At 48.9% G+C, this 16073-nt stretch carries 15 protein-coding genes; 2 read left to right on the top strand and 13 right to left on the bottom strand.

Annotation, left to right across the window (positions count from 1 at the left end; genetic code table 11):
• Positions 1–62 precede the first annotated feature (62 nt).
• The 12 genes from CIB36_RS10120 to CIB36_RS10070 all read right to left on the bottom strand — a co-directional run bounded on the left by CIB36_RS10120 (position 63) and on the right by CIB36_RS10070 (position 11495).
• Entirely contained in the window at positions 63–977 is a 915-nt protein-coding gene (locus tag CIB36_RS10120; protein ID WP_093989433.1) for an AEC family transporter, read from the bottom strand.
• A gap of 15 nt (positions 978–992) precedes the next feature.
• The gene (locus CIB36_RS10115; protein WP_093989432.1) at positions 993–1736 is read right to left on the bottom strand and encodes an MBL fold metallo-hydrolase; all 744 of its coding nucleotides are present in this window, start codon (positions 1734–1736) and stop codon (positions 993–995) included.
• Positions 1737–1766: 30 nt separating this feature from the next.
• On the bottom strand, positions 1767–1916 hold the full coding sequence (locus tag CIB36_RS13325; RefSeq protein WP_158662661.1) for a hypothetical protein: 150 nt from the start codon (positions 1914–1916) through the stop codon (positions 1767–1769).
• Between the two features lie 84 nt (positions 1917–2000).
• On the bottom strand, positions 2001–2633 hold the full coding sequence (locus CIB36_RS10110) for a hypothetical protein (RefSeq protein ID WP_093989431.1): 633 nt from the start codon (positions 2631–2633) through the stop codon (positions 2001–2003).
• A gap of 29 nt (positions 2634–2662) precedes the next feature.
• On the bottom strand, positions 2663–4609 hold the full coding sequence (gene thrS, locus CIB36_RS10105; RefSeq protein ID WP_093989430.1) for a threonine--tRNA ligase: 1947 nt from the start codon (positions 4607–4609) through the stop codon (positions 2663–2665).
• 337 nt (positions 4610–4946) lie between these two features.
• Entirely contained in the window at positions 4947–5207 is a 261-nt protein-coding gene (locus CIB36_RS10100) for a hypothetical protein (RefSeq protein WP_093989429.1), read from the bottom strand.
• 14 nt (positions 5208–5221) lie between these two features.
• Positions 5222–7258, bottom strand: coding sequence for an ATP-dependent DNA helicase RecG (recG, locus tag CIB36_RS10095; RefSeq protein WP_093989428.1), 2037 nt, complete (start codon positions 7256–7258; stop codon positions 5222–5224).
• Positions 7259–7272: 14 nt separating this feature from the next.
• Positions 7273–8913 (bottom strand): DAK2 domain-containing protein, encoded by a 1641-nt coding sequence (locus CIB36_RS10090; RefSeq protein ID WP_093990003.1) that lies wholly within the window; start codon positions 8911–8913, stop codon positions 7273–7275.
• 23 nt (positions 8914–8936) lie between these two features.
• Positions 8937–9293: an Asp23/Gls24 family envelope stress response protein gene (locus CIB36_RS10085; RefSeq protein ID WP_093989427.1), complete on the bottom strand. Its 357-nt coding sequence runs from the start codon at positions 9291–9293 to the stop codon at positions 8937–8939.
• Between the two features lie 161 nt (positions 9294–9454).
• Positions 9455–9715, bottom strand: coding sequence for a stage V sporulation protein S (locus CIB36_RS10080; protein WP_077533417.1), 261 nt, complete (start codon positions 9713–9715; stop codon positions 9455–9457).
• A 114-nt stretch (positions 9716–9829) separates the two neighbouring features.
• A complete protein-coding gene (locus CIB36_RS10075; protein WP_093989426.1) occupies positions 9830–10600 on the bottom strand; it encodes a TIGR00282 family metallophosphoesterase in 771 nt (256 codons plus the stop codon).
• 10 nt (positions 10601–10610) lie between these two features.
• Positions 10611–11495, bottom strand: coding sequence for a DegV family protein (locus CIB36_RS10070; protein WP_093989425.1), 885 nt, complete (start codon positions 11493–11495; stop codon positions 10611–10613).
• 294 nt (positions 11496–11789) lie between these two features.
• Between CIB36_RS10070 and CIB36_RS10065 the strand changes: the two genes are divergently transcribed.
• Together CIB36_RS10065 and groL are read left to right on the top strand one after the other, a co-directional pair.
• The gene (locus tag CIB36_RS10065) at positions 11790–12074 is read left to right on the top strand and encodes a co-chaperone GroES (protein WP_093989424.1); all 285 of its coding nucleotides are present in this window, start codon (positions 11790–11792) and stop codon (positions 12072–12074) included.
• Positions 12075–12098: 24 nt separating this feature from the next.
• Complete coding sequence (gene groL, locus CIB36_RS10060) at positions 12099–13733, top strand: chaperonin GroEL (protein ID WP_093989423.1); 1635 nt, start codon at positions 12099–12101, stop codon at positions 13731–13733.
• Between the two features lie 74 nt (positions 13734–13807).
• On the opposite strand, the gene CIB36_RS10055 is transcribed toward groL, so the two are convergent.
• The gene (locus CIB36_RS10055) at positions 13808–16069 is read right to left on the bottom strand and encodes a polysaccharide pyruvyl transferase family protein (RefSeq protein WP_093989422.1); all 2262 of its coding nucleotides are present in this window, start codon (positions 16067–16069) and stop codon (positions 13808–13810) included.
• Between the last annotated feature and the right edge of the window lie 4 nt (positions 16070–16073).

Below are 16073 nucleotides of genomic sequence, written 5' to 3'. Positions count from 1 at the left end.
TTATACTCTGCCGGCATTATGAAATCAATGCCACAGCGGCAAAAAATACTGGCAATTTTTGATCACAGCCCCATACAGGCCATCAGCACGGTCAATAGAATCAAACTGACTGGAATGCAAAACGAATTGATCGCCCCGGCCATCGCAGTGTCTAAATGCAGACGATCGGTAAAAACAGGCGCATTCATGGTGATCGGGGAAAACAAAACCAATACCAGCGCCTGGCGTACTTCTAACGGAAACGGCAGTACAAAAAAGCTCAGCACAGCAAGCACAGCACAGACCCCGCACCGAATCCCCACATTTTTTAAAACCAACTTGATGTTTTTCCGGCTTGGATGGAATTCAAAAACAATTCCCAGCATGAACATAGCCAAAAACGGGTTTGCCGCCCCAATGATCGAAGTAAACCCAGTCACTGCTTCCGGTATCCGGATCCCGAGCAGGGCAACAGCCAACAGTATCACATATGTCATAAACGGGACCGAGGTGAGCAAGCTTTTCAAAAATGTTCTCGCTCCCTGTTTTTCCCCTTTTTCAGGCAGCAGCGCCGCGCCGATGCTATAGGTCATCCCCGTACACATAATAGCGTTCCCGGTATCGAACATGCAGGCTGCCACGATCCCTGTAGGGCCTAAAAAGCTTTGTATAAAGGGAAGGGTAAAGCTCCCGATGTTAAATCCGGAATAGTTGATGTAATTAAACACCCTCTGCCGTTTTTCTTTCCCCGCCGCCAGGTATCCTGCCACGGAAAGCAGTACATTGGCCAACAGTCCGACCGGCACCAAAAGCAGTAAAGACACGTCAAATTTAAAATCAGCAAAAGAGGTGATGAGCATCCCCGGCAGGGTAACATTCAGCCCGATTTTGGCCAATATCGGGTAATCTTCATGCCGGAACATCCCGATCCTGCGCAGAAACATCCCCAGTAGGATGACCGCGATCAAACACCCGGCCCGGTATAAAATGTCAAACATAATCCCTTTCCCTTTCTAATGGCTGTCAAAAATTTTTTCGCCCCGCCTGCTGACAGAAAGGACTTTATCTTTCCATTTTTCTGCTTCCGGATGCCCTTTCAGTCTACCGACGACCGAATAATCGCCCCAAACATGCATGGGGATCAATGCGTTTACATCAGTCGTTTCCATTACGCCCTTTGCTCCCAGATAAAAGGCGTCGCCAAGCCGCGGGTCGACCGGCACGAAAGCGAAGTCTATCTTTGTTCCGCGCAGGCGTTCCATTTCGGACAGGTATTTTTCTTTCATATCCCGGTTATACCAGTCCGGTTCGCCTTCCCAGTGCCAATGGTTTAGGTCTCCCGCAAAGTAAAGGCACAGCCCGTCCACCCAAACCAAAAACGCGACTCCCTCATCGGTAGATTCCAATGTTTCTACCGTCATGTCTTGGATCCGGTAAATCTGATGCGGCGAAACACGCACCGTATCCTCCTGCGCCGGAACGTCATCGCTCAGGATATAGGTGATATTCCTGATCTGTTCCCTCCATGAAAAGATGACCGGGTTAAAATGGTCGTGATGCCGGTGGGAAACAAAGACGAAAACCTGCTCTCCGGAAAATGCGGCTGGGTCGATCATCCCATCTGCCAAAGTGCCGTTTTGCGGAGCATCTGTAAAATAATCAAAGATAAGCCAGCGGCTTCCGGTATGGAACGCAAACCCGCTGTGGTCCAGATAATAACAAACCATCTTGTTCTCCCTTTCCTGCATCATCCACATAAAAAGCCGATCCCCTAAAAAGAGGACCGGCTACTTTTGTTCTTCCGATAATTCCTGTTGCTGCAAACGCTGGTTCGACAGCGTATCCCAGTAAAAGATAAAATCGTCCAGATCCCCGCCGGTTTGGAACCAACCTGAAAAATCATTTGTCACACGATTATCGCGAAACGGAGCATCCATCTCTTCCGCCTCCTTCATAGAAATCTTCCGGCAAAAGCCGTACCTTCCTATTCTATGCGGGAGAACGGAAAAAATGAACTGTTTTTATTCCGCGGCGTCTTCTGCCGCTATGATCAATTCTTTCGCATAAGGCAGCGATTCGATCCACCGGCAAAACTCGTGCCACTCGTCCAATTTATGGTTCCTGCGGGCGTAGTAAATGTTGACAAGCGTTTCATAATTCAAGGTGCAGGTACGCATTTGGTTATAGCTGGACGGCAAAAACTGGATCATATCATACCAATACTGTTTATCCTTGGTCTGCAAAAATTTGCCGCGCAGCACTTCTAAATAATCAATGACCTGCTGCATCTGCATCAGGGTCTCATCTGTCATTTTGTCACAGCTGAAATCGTCAAGCTCAAACGCTTTGGAATGGATCTTATGCATCGTACTGGTAGAGTTCGCCACCGTCGCCACTTTGTAGGTGTCATATTCCTTCCACCAATACAGAGGCGCAGTAATATCCACCGATACAAAAATCTGGCGGATAAATTTTCGGTGGTCGCTCCCTGCTTTGCGCAGACGCTGCGCCAGCCCCAAATCGTTTTCCCCTAGTAGATAATTTCCCTCTTCGTCATAATGGCTGTCCATCCGCGCCCAGCTGTTCATCGGGTTTCTGGCACCGCGCATGGCGTTTTCCAAATTCATGACAGAGGTCCGTTCCAATAAAATCATTGATATTTCCTTTCTTATTTGAAGCGGTATTACTGGATCACTTTCCTGTCGATTTCATCGGTCAGTTTCGCGATCAGTTCTTCCGCCGTCATTTGGCCAATATCGCCGTCCTTGCGGGAACGGATAGAAACGACCTGGTTTTCAATGTCCTTATCCCCAACAACGACCATATAAGGCACTTTTTCCAGCTGCGCTTCCCGGATCTTATAGCCGATCTTTTCACTGCGGTCGTCGATCTCTACGCGCTGGATTCCTGCCGCCTGCAATTTTTTCTGCAAATCATACAGGTAATCCAGATGCCTGTCTGCGATCGGGAGGAGTTTTACCTGCGTTGGGGCGAGCCACAGCGGGAACGCGCCAGCATACTTTTCGATCAGCAGTGCAAGGGTACGCTCATAACAGCCGATAGAGGTACGGTGAATAATATACGGATTCTTCATTTGGCCGTCTGCGTCAACATATTCCATGCCAAATTTTTCTGCCAGCATCTGGTCAATCTGTAAGGTAATCAGCGTATCTTCCTTACCGTGGACGTTTTTGATCTGGATATCCAGCTTCGGTCCGTAGAACGCAGCTTCTCCAACACCGTCCACATATGGGATCTCTAAGTCGTCCAGGATCCGTTTCATGGCACTCTGGGCTTCTTCCCACTGTTCTTCCGTACCGATATATTTTTCCCTGTCATCCGGATCCCATTTGGAGAACCGGTAAGAGATATCCTCATACAAGCCCAAAGTTTTCAGCATATAGATAGCCAGTTCTAAGCAGCCGCGGAATTCGTCTTCCAGTTGGGCCGGGGTGCACATCAAATGCCCCTCCGAAATGGTAAACTGGCGGACGCGGATCAAGCCGTGCATTTCCCCGCTCGCTTCGTTGCGGAACAGGGTAGAGGTCTCATTATACCGCAGCGGCAGTTCCCGATAGGAACGTTTTTTACTCAGATACGCCTGATACTGGAACGGGCAGGTCATCGGGCGCAGGGCGAACACTTCATCGTCCTTTTCCTCATCGCCCAGCACGAACATTCCGTCTTTATAGTGGTCCCAGTGTCCGGAAAGTTTATACAGGTCGCTCTTTGCCATATATGGCGTTTTGGTCAAAAGCCAGCCGCGGCGCTGCTCCTCGTCTTCCACAAAACGCTGCAGCAGTTGGATCACCCGCGCGCCCTTCGGCAGCAAGATCGGCAGCCCCTGCCCAATCACATCAGAAGTGGTAAAGAAGCCCAGTTCCCGCCCCAATTTGTTGTGATCGCGTTTTTTCGCCTCTTCCACCTGCGCCAAATACTCCTCTAACTGGGAAGCCTTTGGAAAAGCAGTGCCGTATACCCGGCAAAGCTGCTGGTTGTTGGCGTCCCCGCGCCAATAAGCACCGGTGCACTGTGTCAATTTGATCGCCTTTACCGGGGCCACGCTCATCAGGTGCGGGCCAGCGCACAGGTCGGTAAAATCGCCCTGTTTGTAAAAGCTGATATGCTCACCGTTGCCAGCGTGTTCGTCGATCAATTCCAATTTATAGGTCTGCCTGCAGTCTTCCATCAGCTTACGTGCTTCTTCGGGAGGAAGTTCAAACCGTTCAATAGCCATTCCGGATTTCACGATTTTTTTCATCTCGGCTTCAATTTTTTCCAGTTCCTCCGGGGTAAATGCTTTCGGCACGTCGATATCATAGTAGAACCCATTATCTACCGCCGGTCCGATCGCAAATTTCGCGTCCGGATATAAATGCTGTACAGCCTGCGCCAAAATATGGGAAGCCGTGTGCCAAAACGCCTTTTTCCCTTCCGGGTCTTCAAAGGTCAAAATCCCCAGCTCGCAATCCTCTGTCAGCGGGGTGCGCAGATCGCACACCTCACCATTCACCTTGCAAGCGCAGGCCGCCTTGTATAGCCCTGCCCCTAAATCCTTCGCAATCTCCGCCGCTGTGATCCCAGCCTCGTACTGCTTCACTGCGCCGCCTTTTAATGTAATGTTCAACATCTGCAAACGCTTCCTTTCTTCCTTGTTCAGTTTTGGAAAATCAAAACAAAAAGCGCTTCATCCCACACTGGGATGAAGCGCTTTGACTCCATGGTTCCACCCGGTTTATCTGCCCGGCTTTCATAAGGCAGATCACTCTAAAGCCGGATAACGGCGGCTTGCCCGTCGTGCTTTTCACACGCTCTCCAAGGTGGTAACAAGCGCCTGTCCGGGAAAACACTCTCAGCAAACCGTGTTTCTCTCTGACCCAAACTTTTCGACCCTTATCATGTCCTCGTCATTGATTTCCTTAACGCTATAGTAACACCAGTTTTCCGGAATGTCAAGCCCAAAAAGCTCAATGGTTTCGAGAAATAATTTGTTTCGCTGTTTCAAGATCCTGTTTTCTTACAAAAAAACGGTATTCTTTGGCAAAACCAGCAGGTTGCCCAAAGCTGCCGGTGCGGGCGCGGGTATCGCTGATTACCGAGGGGCTTGTCCTGTCCGTCACTTTCACATCGTATTCTACCCCGGCCTTAGAAAACACCGCCCGCCAGCGCGCCTGCTGTTCCATAGAATTAGTCACCGCCGCTTCTTTTCGGTTAAAAATCCAAATCATTGCTCATCCTCCCTTTATCCGTTTTCCTGAGTTCCGTGTTCAAACAAATCCTCTACTTCCCGGCGAAGCCCTGCATGTTCCGGGAATTCCAGCGCCGGGTCTTGCATTAAAATCCTTTTTGCCCAGCGCTGGGTTTTGCGCAGGGTATCCATATCCTCCACCATATTCGCGATCTTTAGCTGGGGCAGGCCGTGCTGGCGGGCTCCAAAAAAGTCGCCCGGCCCCCTCTGCTTTAAATCTTGTTCCGAAATATAAAACCCATCCGAAGATTTTGTCATGATCTTCAGCCGTTCCCTAGTCTGCTCGTTTCCATAGTCGCTGACTAAGATACAGTAGCTTTTCTCGGTACCTCGTCCTACGCGCCCCCGCAGCTGATGAAGCTGGGAAAGCCCAAACAGCTCCGCGTTTTCGATCATCATGATCACGGCATTGGGCACGTCCACCCCTACCTCCACCACGGTAGTGGATACCAAAAGATCCAGTTCGCCCCGCTGGAACTGCGACATCACTTTCTCTTTCTGCACCGGCTTCATCTTCCCGTGAAGCACACCAGTCCGTACCCCCGACAGGACGGAGCCCTTTAATTTTTCCGCATATTCCGTCACAGAAAAGGCCTCGCTTTCCCCTTCGTCGATCAGCGGGCAGACAATGTACGCCTGCAATCCCCGCACAATATGGTCCCGGATAAAGCCGTAAGCCCGTTGCCGCTTCTTTCCGTCGATCAAAAAGGTGTCGATGGGCTGCCTGCCTTTCGGCGCTTCCTTGATAACGGATAGGTCCAGATCCCCGTAGATCATCAGCGCAAGGGTACGGGGAATCGGCGTGGCGGACATGACAAGCCTGTGCGGCCGTTCCCCCTTTTCCGCCAGCTTTTTGCGCTGGTTTACCCCAAAACGGTGCTGTTCGTCTGTCACAACCAGCCCCAATCCTGCAAACGATACGGTATCCTGGATCAAAGCGTGCGTCCCAATCACGACCGAAGCCTGACCGTCCGCAATCTGCTCCTTGCATTCCCGTTTCTGCTTCACCGTCATGCTCCCTGTCAGCAGGGTGCATGAGATCCCCATAGGTCCTAATATCCCGGAAAAGGTTCTGTAATGCTGCAAGGCTAGGATCTCGGTTGGAGCCATCACCGCTGTCTGGAATCCGTTTTTCGCCATACAAAACGCCAGCCCGCAGGCCACCATCGTTTTTCCGGAGCCGACATCCCCCTGCACCAAACGGTTCATGGGCACGCCGCTTGTAAAATCTTTCAGCCCGTCTGCGATCGCCTGTTTCTGCCCATCTGTCAGGGAAAACGGAAGCGCTTGTTCAAATTCTGAAACGTCCGGGTTTTGGATCAGTACCCCGGTTTCTTCCCGGTGCTGCTCCTTAAGCAGTCCAAGCCCCAGTTGCAAGGTGAGAAGTTCTTCAAATACCAGCCGGTATTTTGCCACTTCCAGAGCGTTTTTCGTCTGCGGAAAATGGATATTTTCCACAGCAAACCTTTGGTGGCATAATCCTTCTTTCTGCCTTACCGTATCCGGCAGGGCGTCTTCCAGACAATCCCCCCACAATTCCAGCGCCTTTTTCACATGGCCGCTGATCAGGTTATTGCTTAACCCTTCGGTCAAATGGTATACAGCGCGGATGGGGCTTATCCTCTCCGGGTCGATAAATTCCGGAGAATTCATCTCTTTGCGCAAAAAATCCCCCTGTATCCTGCCCCGGAAGCAGTATTCGCGGCCCATCTGCAATGCGTCAAACGCAAATCGGTTATTGAAAATGGTGATCGTAAGGTCGCCTTCCCCATCCGTTACATAGACCTTGAACAAGGAAAGCCCCTTTCGGATGCGTTGTTCCCCCTGTTTTTTGAAGACCTTTCCGCGGACGCAGCAGACCGAGCCGGGCACACATTCCATAACCGGCGTTATTTCAGAAAAATCCGTATATGCTCTGGGGAAAAAACGCAAAAGGGAGCAGATCGTGTCCACTCCCAGTTTTTCATAACATTTTGCGCGCTGTTCCCCTACTCCTTTTAGATAACGGATCGAATCGTTGAGCTGAGGCATAGCGGTACTCCTGTTTATTCCACTGATACGATATAGTAATAGACCGGCTGGCCGCCGCTGATGAGATTGATCTCATATCCGGAGAATTTGTTTTCCAGCATTTTGCGTGCCTGCTCCGCCTGTTCGTCGGTCACGTCGATCCCGTAGATCACCGTAACAAAAGAGCCGTCCGATTTTTTGGTCAGACTTTTCACCAGCTTGTAAAGCGCCTTGTCAATATCCTTTTCCACATAGGCCAGTTTGCCGTTGTCCATGGCAAGGATCTCGCCCTTTTTGATGTTGTGGCCGTCAAAATCAGAATCGCGCGCCGCAAAGGTGATATTACCCGTCTGCACGCTGTCCAGAGCTTTGGTCATGTTGACGCGGTTTTCCTCAAACGCCCCGTCCGGATCAAAGGCCAGCATCGCAGAAAGCCCCTGCGGAATGGTGCGGGTCTGCAATACGCAGACTCTCCGGTCCGCCAAGCTTACCGCCTGTTCCGCCGCCATAATGATATTTTTATTATTCGGCAGTACAAAAACTGTTTTGGCCGGTACAGAATGGATCGCACTTAAAATATCATCGGTGCTTGGATTCATGGTCTGGCCACCGCTGACCACGCAGTTCACGCCCAAATCGGTAAACAGCGCATGAAGTCCTTCCCCTGCCGCCACCGCGACAAAGCCATATTCCATCTCGGGATCGACCTTAACATATTCATGGTTCTGGCGGGTCTGTTCCACTTCCTTTTGCTTCGCGGCATGCTGTTCGCGCATATTTTCGATCTTCATGTTGATCAGCGCGCCAAAGGTCAGCCCCTCTTCCAGTGCCTTGCCCGGATGGTCTGTATGAACATGGACTTTGATGATAGAATCATCGTCCACCACAACCACACAGTCACCGATGGTTTCCAGGTACGCGCGCAGCTTCAGCGCATCCTTTGCGTCCTTTTTCTTATCCACGATGAACTCTGTGCAATAAGTAAAGGTGATCTCGCCCTCGTATTCGGCTACTGGGTTTGCGGCAACATTTACCCTTGCCTTTTCCGGGGATTTGGCGTCAACCATCTTACCGTCCTTCAAAACGGACAGCATCCCCTCGAAAATCACCAAAAGCCCTTTTCCGCCCGCGTCTACAACGCCTGCCTTTTTTAAGACCGGCAGCATTTCCGGGGTCTGGTTCAAGGCCTCTTCCGCCCAGTGGGTAATGGCTTCAAACACAACAACAGGATCATTGACCTGCTGTGCTTCCTGCATGGCGTGTTCCGCCGCCACTCTGGCGACCGTAAGGATCGTACCCTCGGTCGGGTTCATTACCGCTTTATATGCATTTTCCACCCCGATCGAAAGCGCTTCCGCCAAATCCTGCGCGGAAACCTCTTCCTTTCCTTTTAAGCCCTTGGCAAAGCCGCGGAACAAAAGCGACAGGATGACGCCCGAATTCCCCCGCGCGCCGCGCAGCAAAGCAGAGGCGCAGGCCTGCGCCACTTTCCCCGCATCGTCTTCTTCCAGTTGTTCCAGCGCGCGTTTCCCGGCGCTGATCGTCATGGACATATTTGTCCCCGTATCGCCGTCCGGCACTGGGAACACGTTGAGTTCGTCCACAGCGTTTTTCTGATTGCAGATATTGTTTGCGCCAGAAATAATCGCCTGTGACAGCAGTTTTCCACTTATCACATGTAACACTCCTTCATTCAAACTTATTCCCCGTTCATGCCGTCTACAAATACGTTCACACGGGATACCGGAAAACCGGTGATGTCTTCAACCTGATAGCTGACTTTATTCACAATACTTTGCGTGATCGCAGAAATGTTGGTACCATACAAAACGATGATATGCAGATCGATCACCAATGCGCCATCCCTTACGCGCACACGCACACCGCGGTCAGGAACATTTTTCCCGCGGCGGAATAAGCCAAGCACTCCCTTTTGAGAAGCCGTGTCGGCCATGGCCGCTACTCCAAAGCAGCTGGTTGCGGTTCCGCCTACCAGGTTAACGAAATAATCGTGCGAAATATCTATGGTGCCTAAATGATTTTCATAACCGATCATGAATGAATCCACACCTTTCCCATTTTCGTTATAACGTTATTATACACTAAATGGGAGCAGAATAAAAGTATTTCTTTCTATTTCTGTCCGTAATTCTAATTTTACAGCCAAAAAGGGGGACAGTTTTTTAAAACTGTCCCCTTTTTAATCTTTCTTACCTATTATCTGGGTTCAACGATCAAACGGATCGCAGTCCGTTCCACCCCGTCGATCTCAATGTTGGCAAACGCAGGGATGCAGATCAGCTCTACTCCTGAGGGCGCCATATATCCCCGTGCCACAGCGATCGATTTAATCGCCTGATTGGCCGCACCGGCACCAACCGCCTGAATCTCTACATTTCCTTTTTCCCGAATGACACCGGCGATTGCGCCTGCCACCGATGTTGGCTTAGAACTTGCCGAGACCTTCAAAATATCCATCATTGAAGCACCTCCAAAACCGTTGCTGAATTTTGTCTCGTTACTCAACTAAATTTAACTATATTATAACGGAATAGGATGGGTTTTTCAATCATTTTTCTACAAAATTGTAGATTATTTGATATTTATGCGTGAAATTTTAGTACATTTGCCGGTATTTTTCTCTATTTCCAGATATACGCCATTCATTTGGCAGGCAATATCCTCTACCTCAAACCGGGTCGGCATTGCCGTTAAATACCGGTCGATCACATTTTTAGGGTTTACTCCCAATGCAGAATAGGCCGGGCCGGTCATTCCCGCATCGCTGAGAAATCCAGTCCCGCCGGGCAGGATCTGTTCATCAGCCGTCTGTACATGGGTGTGTGTGCCAATCACACCGGACACCCGCCCATCCAAGTAACAGCCAAATGCTTTTTTCTCGCCGGTCGCCTCTGCATGGAAGTCCACAAAATAATAATCCGCCTTCACCTCGTCCAAAATCCGATCGATTTCATAAAACGGGTTTGACAACGGCTCCATATAGGTGACCCCCATCATATTGACGACGCAAAGGGTGAAGCTGCCGCCATCGTAAACATAGTATCCCTGACCTGGGCTGCGAGCCGGAAAATTAGCAGGCCGGATCACCTGCGGGGTCTCCTCCAGATAATCGTAGATCTCACGCCGCTTAAAAACGTGATTTCCAGTGGTGATCACATCTGCGCCGCTGTCCAGCAAAAAGTTGGCGGAACTTGGCAAGATGCCATTCCCAACCGCGGAATTTTCCCCATTGACTATGGTGACTTCCACCCCCAGCGAACGTTTTAGCGCTGGAAGCTGCCGCCGAAGATATTCGCAGCCCGGCTGTCCTACCACGTCGCCGATGAAAAGTAATTTTAACATCCTGACCCCCTTACTTTTCGATCCGGTTTTCTCCTACAAAGAACAGCGCGACCGTTCCCGGACCGGAATGGGAACCGATAGACGGCCCAATATAATTGATCAAAAATGATTTGATCCCAAAGCGTTTACGCACCAAGTCCGCCACAAACTTTGCCTCTTCCTCGCAATCTCCGTGTGAAATGAACACGATCTTGTTTTCCTCACGGCCGACCTTTTTCTCCATATGGTCCACCAGAGCAGTCAGCGCCTGCTTTCTGCCCCTTACCTTGCCGACGGCGATCAGGTGACCTTCGTCATCCACATGCAGTACCGGTTTGATCCCCAGCATAGAGCCCACAACAGCCGTTGTTTTGGATACCCGGCCGCCGCGGTGCAGGAAGTGCAGGTCATCCACCGTAAAGTAATGGCAGAATTTCAGGCGGTTTCCTTCTACTGCTTTTGCCACTTCATCAACGCCTTTTCCTTCATCGCGCAGTCCTGCGGCATAGTGCACCAGCAAACCCTGTCCCAAGGAAGCGCTGAGCGAATCCACCACCCGGACCTTACGGTGCGGGTATTCCTGCTGCAGTTCCTCCGCCACGCGCATAGAGTTTTGGCAGGTGCTGCTGAGCCCGGAAGAAAATGCAATATAAAGCACGTCTTTGTCCTGATCCAAAAATTTTTTCAAAGTATCTCTGCAAAGCTCGGTTTCTAAGGCCACCGTCTTGGTGACAGCCCCCTTGCGCATCCGGTCGTAAAACTCTTTTGGGTCCAAGTTTTCCGGGTGTTCGCTGGTAAGATACTCTGTCCCGTCTACATTATACCCCATCAGCATAATTTCAATGTTATGCTCTTTCGCAAAATTCAGCGGAAGATCGCTGTTCATATCTGTGATCAATTGAAATGTATCTTTCATAAACCTAATTCCTCTCTTAGAATTTATCTGTTCTTATTATATCTGATTTCACAAAGTTAATCAATCATAAAAAGGAAGAATTATGATTTATGACAAAATCAGACAAAAAACTTTTTGGGTCGTAACAGTGTTGCCTAGAAAAAACACCGTTTCCATTTGCCCTATAAAAATTTTTAAATTTGTTCATAAATATCCCTTGACATTTGGGAAAAAACGGTTAAAATAAAAGATGAACTTAGCACTCTGATGTTTTGAGTGCTAAAACAAACTGTATTTTTTAAGGAGGAATAAACAATGACAATCAAACCTCTCGGAGATAGAGTCGTAATCAAAATGGTAGAAGCAGAAGAAACTACCAAAAGCGGGATCATCCTGGCAGGCTCTGCAAAGGAAAAACCACAGGTGGCGCAGGTTCTTGCAGTCGGCCCGGGCGGCCTGGTAGAGGGCAAGGAAGTTCAGATGCAGGTCAAGGTCAATGACAAAGTATTGATCAGCAAATATGCCGGTACGGAAGTAAAGATCGACGGAGAAGAGTTAATTATTGTCCGCCAGTCCGACATTCTTGCAATCGTTGAATAATTAAAAAATTGGGAGGAACACATCATGGCAAAAGATATTATCTATGGCGAAGAAGCCAGAAAATCCTTACAAGCCGGTATTGATAAACTGGCTGACACTGTAAAAATCACTCTGGGGCCAAAGGGCAGAAACGTTGTCCTAGACAAGAAATTCGGCGCCCCGCTGATCACCAATGACGGCGTGACCATCGCGAAAGAAATCGAGTTGGAAAACGCATTTGAAAACATGGGCGCACAGCTTGTGAAAGAAGTTGCTACCAAAACAAATGATGCAGCCGGTGACGGTACTACTACAGCGACCCTTTTGGCGCAGGCTTTGGTTCGTGAAGGGATGAAAAACGTAGCTGCCGGCGCAAACCCAATGGTTTTAAGAAAAGGCGTGAAAAAAGCTGTTGACGCAGCAGTTGCAGCGATCATTGAAAATTCCCAGAAAGTAAACGGCAGCAAGGACATCGCGAGAGTTGCAAGCGTTTCTGCGGGCGACGATACCGTTGGGGAACTGATCGCTGAAGCAATGGAAAAGGTAAGTGCTGACGGCGTCATCACTATCGAAGAATCCCAGACTGCTGAAACCTACAGCGAAGTGGTAGAAGGGATGCAGTTCGACCGCGGATACATCTCCCCGTACATGGTAACTGACACCGACAAAATGGAAGCTATCATTGACGACGCTTACATTCTGATCACTGATAAAAAGATCTCCTCCATTCAGGAAATCCTGCCGCTGCTGGAACAAATCCTGCAGGCTGGCAAAAAACTGGTGATCGTTGCAGAAGATCTGGAAGGCGAAGCGCTCTCCACAATCCTGCTCAACCGTTTAAGAGGGACCTTCACTGTTGTTGCCGTAAAAGCGCCCGGCTTTGGCGACAGAAGAAAAGAAATGCTGCAAGATATCGCGATCCTGACCGGCGGTACTGTAATCACAGAAGATATCGGTTTGGAGCTGAAAGACGCTACCATCGACCAACTTGGCCGTGCAGGACAGGTAAAGGTCAGCAAAGAAAACACCATTATCGTCAACGGCTCTGGTGATTCCGAAGCGATCAAGGCAAGAGTTGGCCAGATCCGTGCACAGATCGAAACTTCTACTTCTGACTTTGACCGTGAAAAATTGCAGGAACGCTTGGCGAAACTGGCCGGCGGTGTTGCAGTGATCAAAGTCGGCGCGGCAAGTGAAATCGAAATGAAAGAGCAGAAAATGAGAATCGAAGATGCTCTTTCCGCAACAAAAGCAGCGGTTGAAGAAGGGATCGTCGCAGGCGGCGGTACTGCTTTGATCAACGCAATGCCTGCTGTTGAAAAACTGATCGCAGAATCTGACGGCGATGAAAAGACCGGTATGACCATCGTGCTGAAAGCGTTGAGTGAACCGCTCAAACAAATTGCGAAAAACGCTGGCTTAGAAGGCTCTGTTATCATTGACAAGATCCTTGCTTCCGAAAAAGTCGGCTACGGCTTTGACGCATACAAAGAAGTTTATGTGGATATGATCTCTGCCGGGATCGTAGACCCGACCAAAGTAACCAGAAGTGCATTGCAAAATGCGGCTTCTGTTGCTTCCACCGTATTGACTACCGAAAGCTTGGTTGCAGATCTTCCTGAAAAAGAAGCGCCTGCAATGCCAGCCGGCGGCATGGGTGGTATGGGCGGCATGTATTAATCGGCCAAGCCAATATTCACTGCGAATACAAAACAAAAGAGGCATCCCCTACAGGGGATGCCTCTTTTGTTTTGCTATTTATTTTTTGGTTTATTATATCTTGGGTTATACTGCTTCATGATTTTCTGTACGTGTTCAGGATCTTCCCGAATTTCTTTCAGAATCTTTCCCCGTACTTTATTGATTGCTGTTGGCCATGAATGGTTATTATCATAAATGTCACAGACCCGAACCTCTTCCAAAAACAAATTATCGCGGATCGAATCAAGCAAATGAAGCCCTTTCTGCGTTCCAACTTTGACTGCAGAAACTCCTTTTTCATCATCCTTCATATCTTTTCGGAAATTTTTAAGACCCCAAAAATCCCCAATAGTAAGGTCCGCAACGCCATTATCCCCGCAAAATTCACATTGGTAACAAGAACGTTTTGCCATATATCCACTGACAAAGCAATGGTAGTAAATATTCCAGCGTTGTTTGGTGATCTCGGATTTCCCATTATCCATTTGGATAGAGGTAGCACGGTTGCGCCAACCCTCACGTTTATCTCTGAAACGGATTTCAGCGATCTTTCCGCCGTACTGCTTTTCCTTGCTGTCTAAATAAGCCCGGAATGCCATTGGCGAACTGCTGCACTCGCAAATAATATCTACCAAATAGAGGTTTGGATAATCCCGTCCCAAATAATTTTTCAAGCCTGCGATCTTGCACGGTGCACCTGTAAACAGGACTGGACGCCCAGTTTCAAGCGCTTTCTTTGTTTTACGGTAAATATCGTTATGCTGAGGCTCTACATATTTGGAATAGCAAAATGCCCGGCATCCTTCTACGCTATCGGCAATATCGTAGGTAACTGTAAAATTCTCATCATATTTTACACCCACCACAAAGCCGTTTTTCTGAAGGATCGGCTGACATAGCGCAAAGAACATCCCTCCAGAAGAAGAATTAACACGGTTCTCCTCTTCCAGGTTAAATGCGATATATGCCTTTGAGTCAAAGCCAGTTTCAAGCCGTTTTTTCTGATAAATACAATTTGTTTCACATTTTTTACAATGGATACAGATCGCGTCATCAATCCGCGGCTGAACAAAACCTTCCTGATCCTCCTCCATGGTGATCGCGCCAACCGGGCAAATATCCTTACATGCACTACATCCATAGCAGGTAAAGGCATCATGACTTTGAAACCAATTTGGGATCCTAGGCGCCTTTTCCCCATGCAGAACCTTGTCCATAAACGCGACCGATTGCTTTCGGTATTCCTTCAGACGTTTTTGTACATCTTCATGATCGACCGATAACGAGCTAATATCCGGCAGTTCCTCGCCCAGACGGACAAAATGCTCCTGCAGTCCCAAGATTTCAAGAAGATTACGCAGGCGTTCTGAATATTTTTCACGTTCTAAAGTCAGGAAATTCTTCCCATAGATAATAGAAAATACTGTTGCATGGAACGACTGTGTAATGACGTATTTCGCCCCGGCCAAAAGCGCCAGTGTTTCTTTTGGCCCGGCGCCGCAGGCATGTCCTAAAGTGTTTTCAAATTCTGCTCCAATAATATTGTGCACCACCGGCAGGCCTGTTTGTTGGGACAGCTTGCGCGCCGCCTCTACTAATTCTGGCCCCTTAGCAGTATGATGATGTACATGCACATAAATATAGTCTTTTTGATACGGTGACGGCTCACAAATCCTATCAAATACGTCCCGTTCTACCAGAAGGGTCGGGTCCAGGACCAAATCGACAGGCTTATCTGTCAAAGCCTGCAGACTTTTTTGCGCCCCGCTCTCCCTTACTGAAATAAAATCCAGCCCGTTTAGGAACCTTTGAAACGCTAGATGCTGGTCCTCCGGAACAGTATCATTCCCAAGGCTTGCGGCATAGGAAGCGCGAATGGTTTCCGGTCCGCCAAAATCACAGAAAAACGCAGGATCTAAGTTGCCGATGATCGCATCATTCCAAATCTGGTCGCTTCCAGCAATAATCAAATCAAAGTCCAATTTCGCATTGCGAAGTTCTTTGACACTTTTAAACGGCTCTGTCAAATTAAAGTATTCCGCAAAAAAATTTTCATATCTGCGCCGTCTTGCCAAAGCAAACGGACGTTTTACGATCATCCACAGATATTTAGCCGCATAGCCCGCCATCGGTCTTATCTGCTTTTTCGGCTTATTCCGCCGTAAGATCCAGTAAGACTTCTCAATAGACGGCAACCTATAGTTAATAATTTGAGCCTCATGCCCCTGATCATCTAAATACTGCTTAAGCGCATACGCTTGCATTGTCGTACCGAAATTATGCGCATTGTTGACCGATATAATTCCTATCTTCATCCCA

This window comes from Massiliimalia timonensis (assembly GCF_900186585.1).
GTDB lineage: Bacteria > Bacillota > Clostridia > Oscillospirales > Ruminococcaceae > Massiliimalia > Massiliimalia timonensis.
This window is presented reverse-complemented; position numbering and strand designations above follow the sequence as displayed.

Excerpts from the sequence above, each read along its gene's own strand:
- CIB36_RS10120 (WP_093989433.1), bottom strand. The coding sequence starts at position 977 with ATGTTTGACATTTTATACCGGGCCGGGTGTTTGATCGCGGTCATCCTA.
- CIB36_RS10115 (WP_093989432.1), bottom strand. The coding sequence starts at position 1,736 with ATGTGGATGATGCAGGAAAGGGAGAACAAGATGGTTTGTTATTATCTG.
- CIB36_RS13325 (WP_158662661.1), bottom strand. The coding sequence starts at position 1,916 with ATGGATGCTCCGTTTCGCGATAATCGTGTGACAAATGATTTTTCAGGT.
- CIB36_RS10110 (WP_093989431.1), bottom strand. The coding sequence starts at position 2,633 with ATGATTTTATTGGAACGGACCTCTGTCATGAATTTGGAAAACGCCATG.
- thrS (WP_093989430.1), bottom strand. The coding sequence starts at position 4,609 with ATGTTGAACATTACATTAAAAGGCGGCGCAGTGAAGCAGTACGAGGCT.
- CIB36_RS10100 (WP_093989429.1), bottom strand. The coding sequence starts at position 5,207 with ATGATTTGGATTTTTAACCGAAAAGAAGCGGCGGTGACTAATTCTATG.
- recG (WP_093989428.1), bottom strand. The coding sequence starts at position 7,258 with ATGCCTCAGCTCAACGATTCGATCCGTTATCTAAAAGGAGTAGGGGAA.
- CIB36_RS10085 (WP_093989427.1), bottom strand. The coding sequence starts at position 9,293 with ATGATCGGTTATGAAAATCATTTAGGCACCATAGATATTTCGCACGAT.
- CIB36_RS10080 (WP_077533417.1), bottom strand. The coding sequence starts at position 9,715 with ATGGATATTTTGAAGGTCTCGGCAAGTTCTAAGCCAACATCGGTGGCA.
- CIB36_RS10075 (WP_093989426.1), bottom strand. The coding sequence starts at position 10,600 with ATGTTAAAATTACTTTTCATCGGCGACGTGGTAGGACAGCCGGGCTGC.
- CIB36_RS10070 (WP_093989425.1), bottom strand. The coding sequence starts at position 11,495 with ATGAAAGATACATTTCAATTGATCACAGATATGAACAGCGATCTTCCG.
- CIB36_RS10065 (WP_093989424.1), top strand. The coding sequence starts at position 11,790 with ATGACAATCAAACCTCTCGGAGATAGAGTCGTAATCAAAATGGTAGAA.
- groL (WP_093989423.1), top strand. The coding sequence starts at position 12,099 with ATGGCAAAAGATATTATCTATGGCGAAGAAGCCAGAAAATCCTTACAA.
- CIB36_RS10055 (WP_093989422.1), bottom strand. The coding sequence starts at position 16,069 with ATGAAGATAGGAATTATATCGGTCAACAATGCGCATAATTTCGGTACG.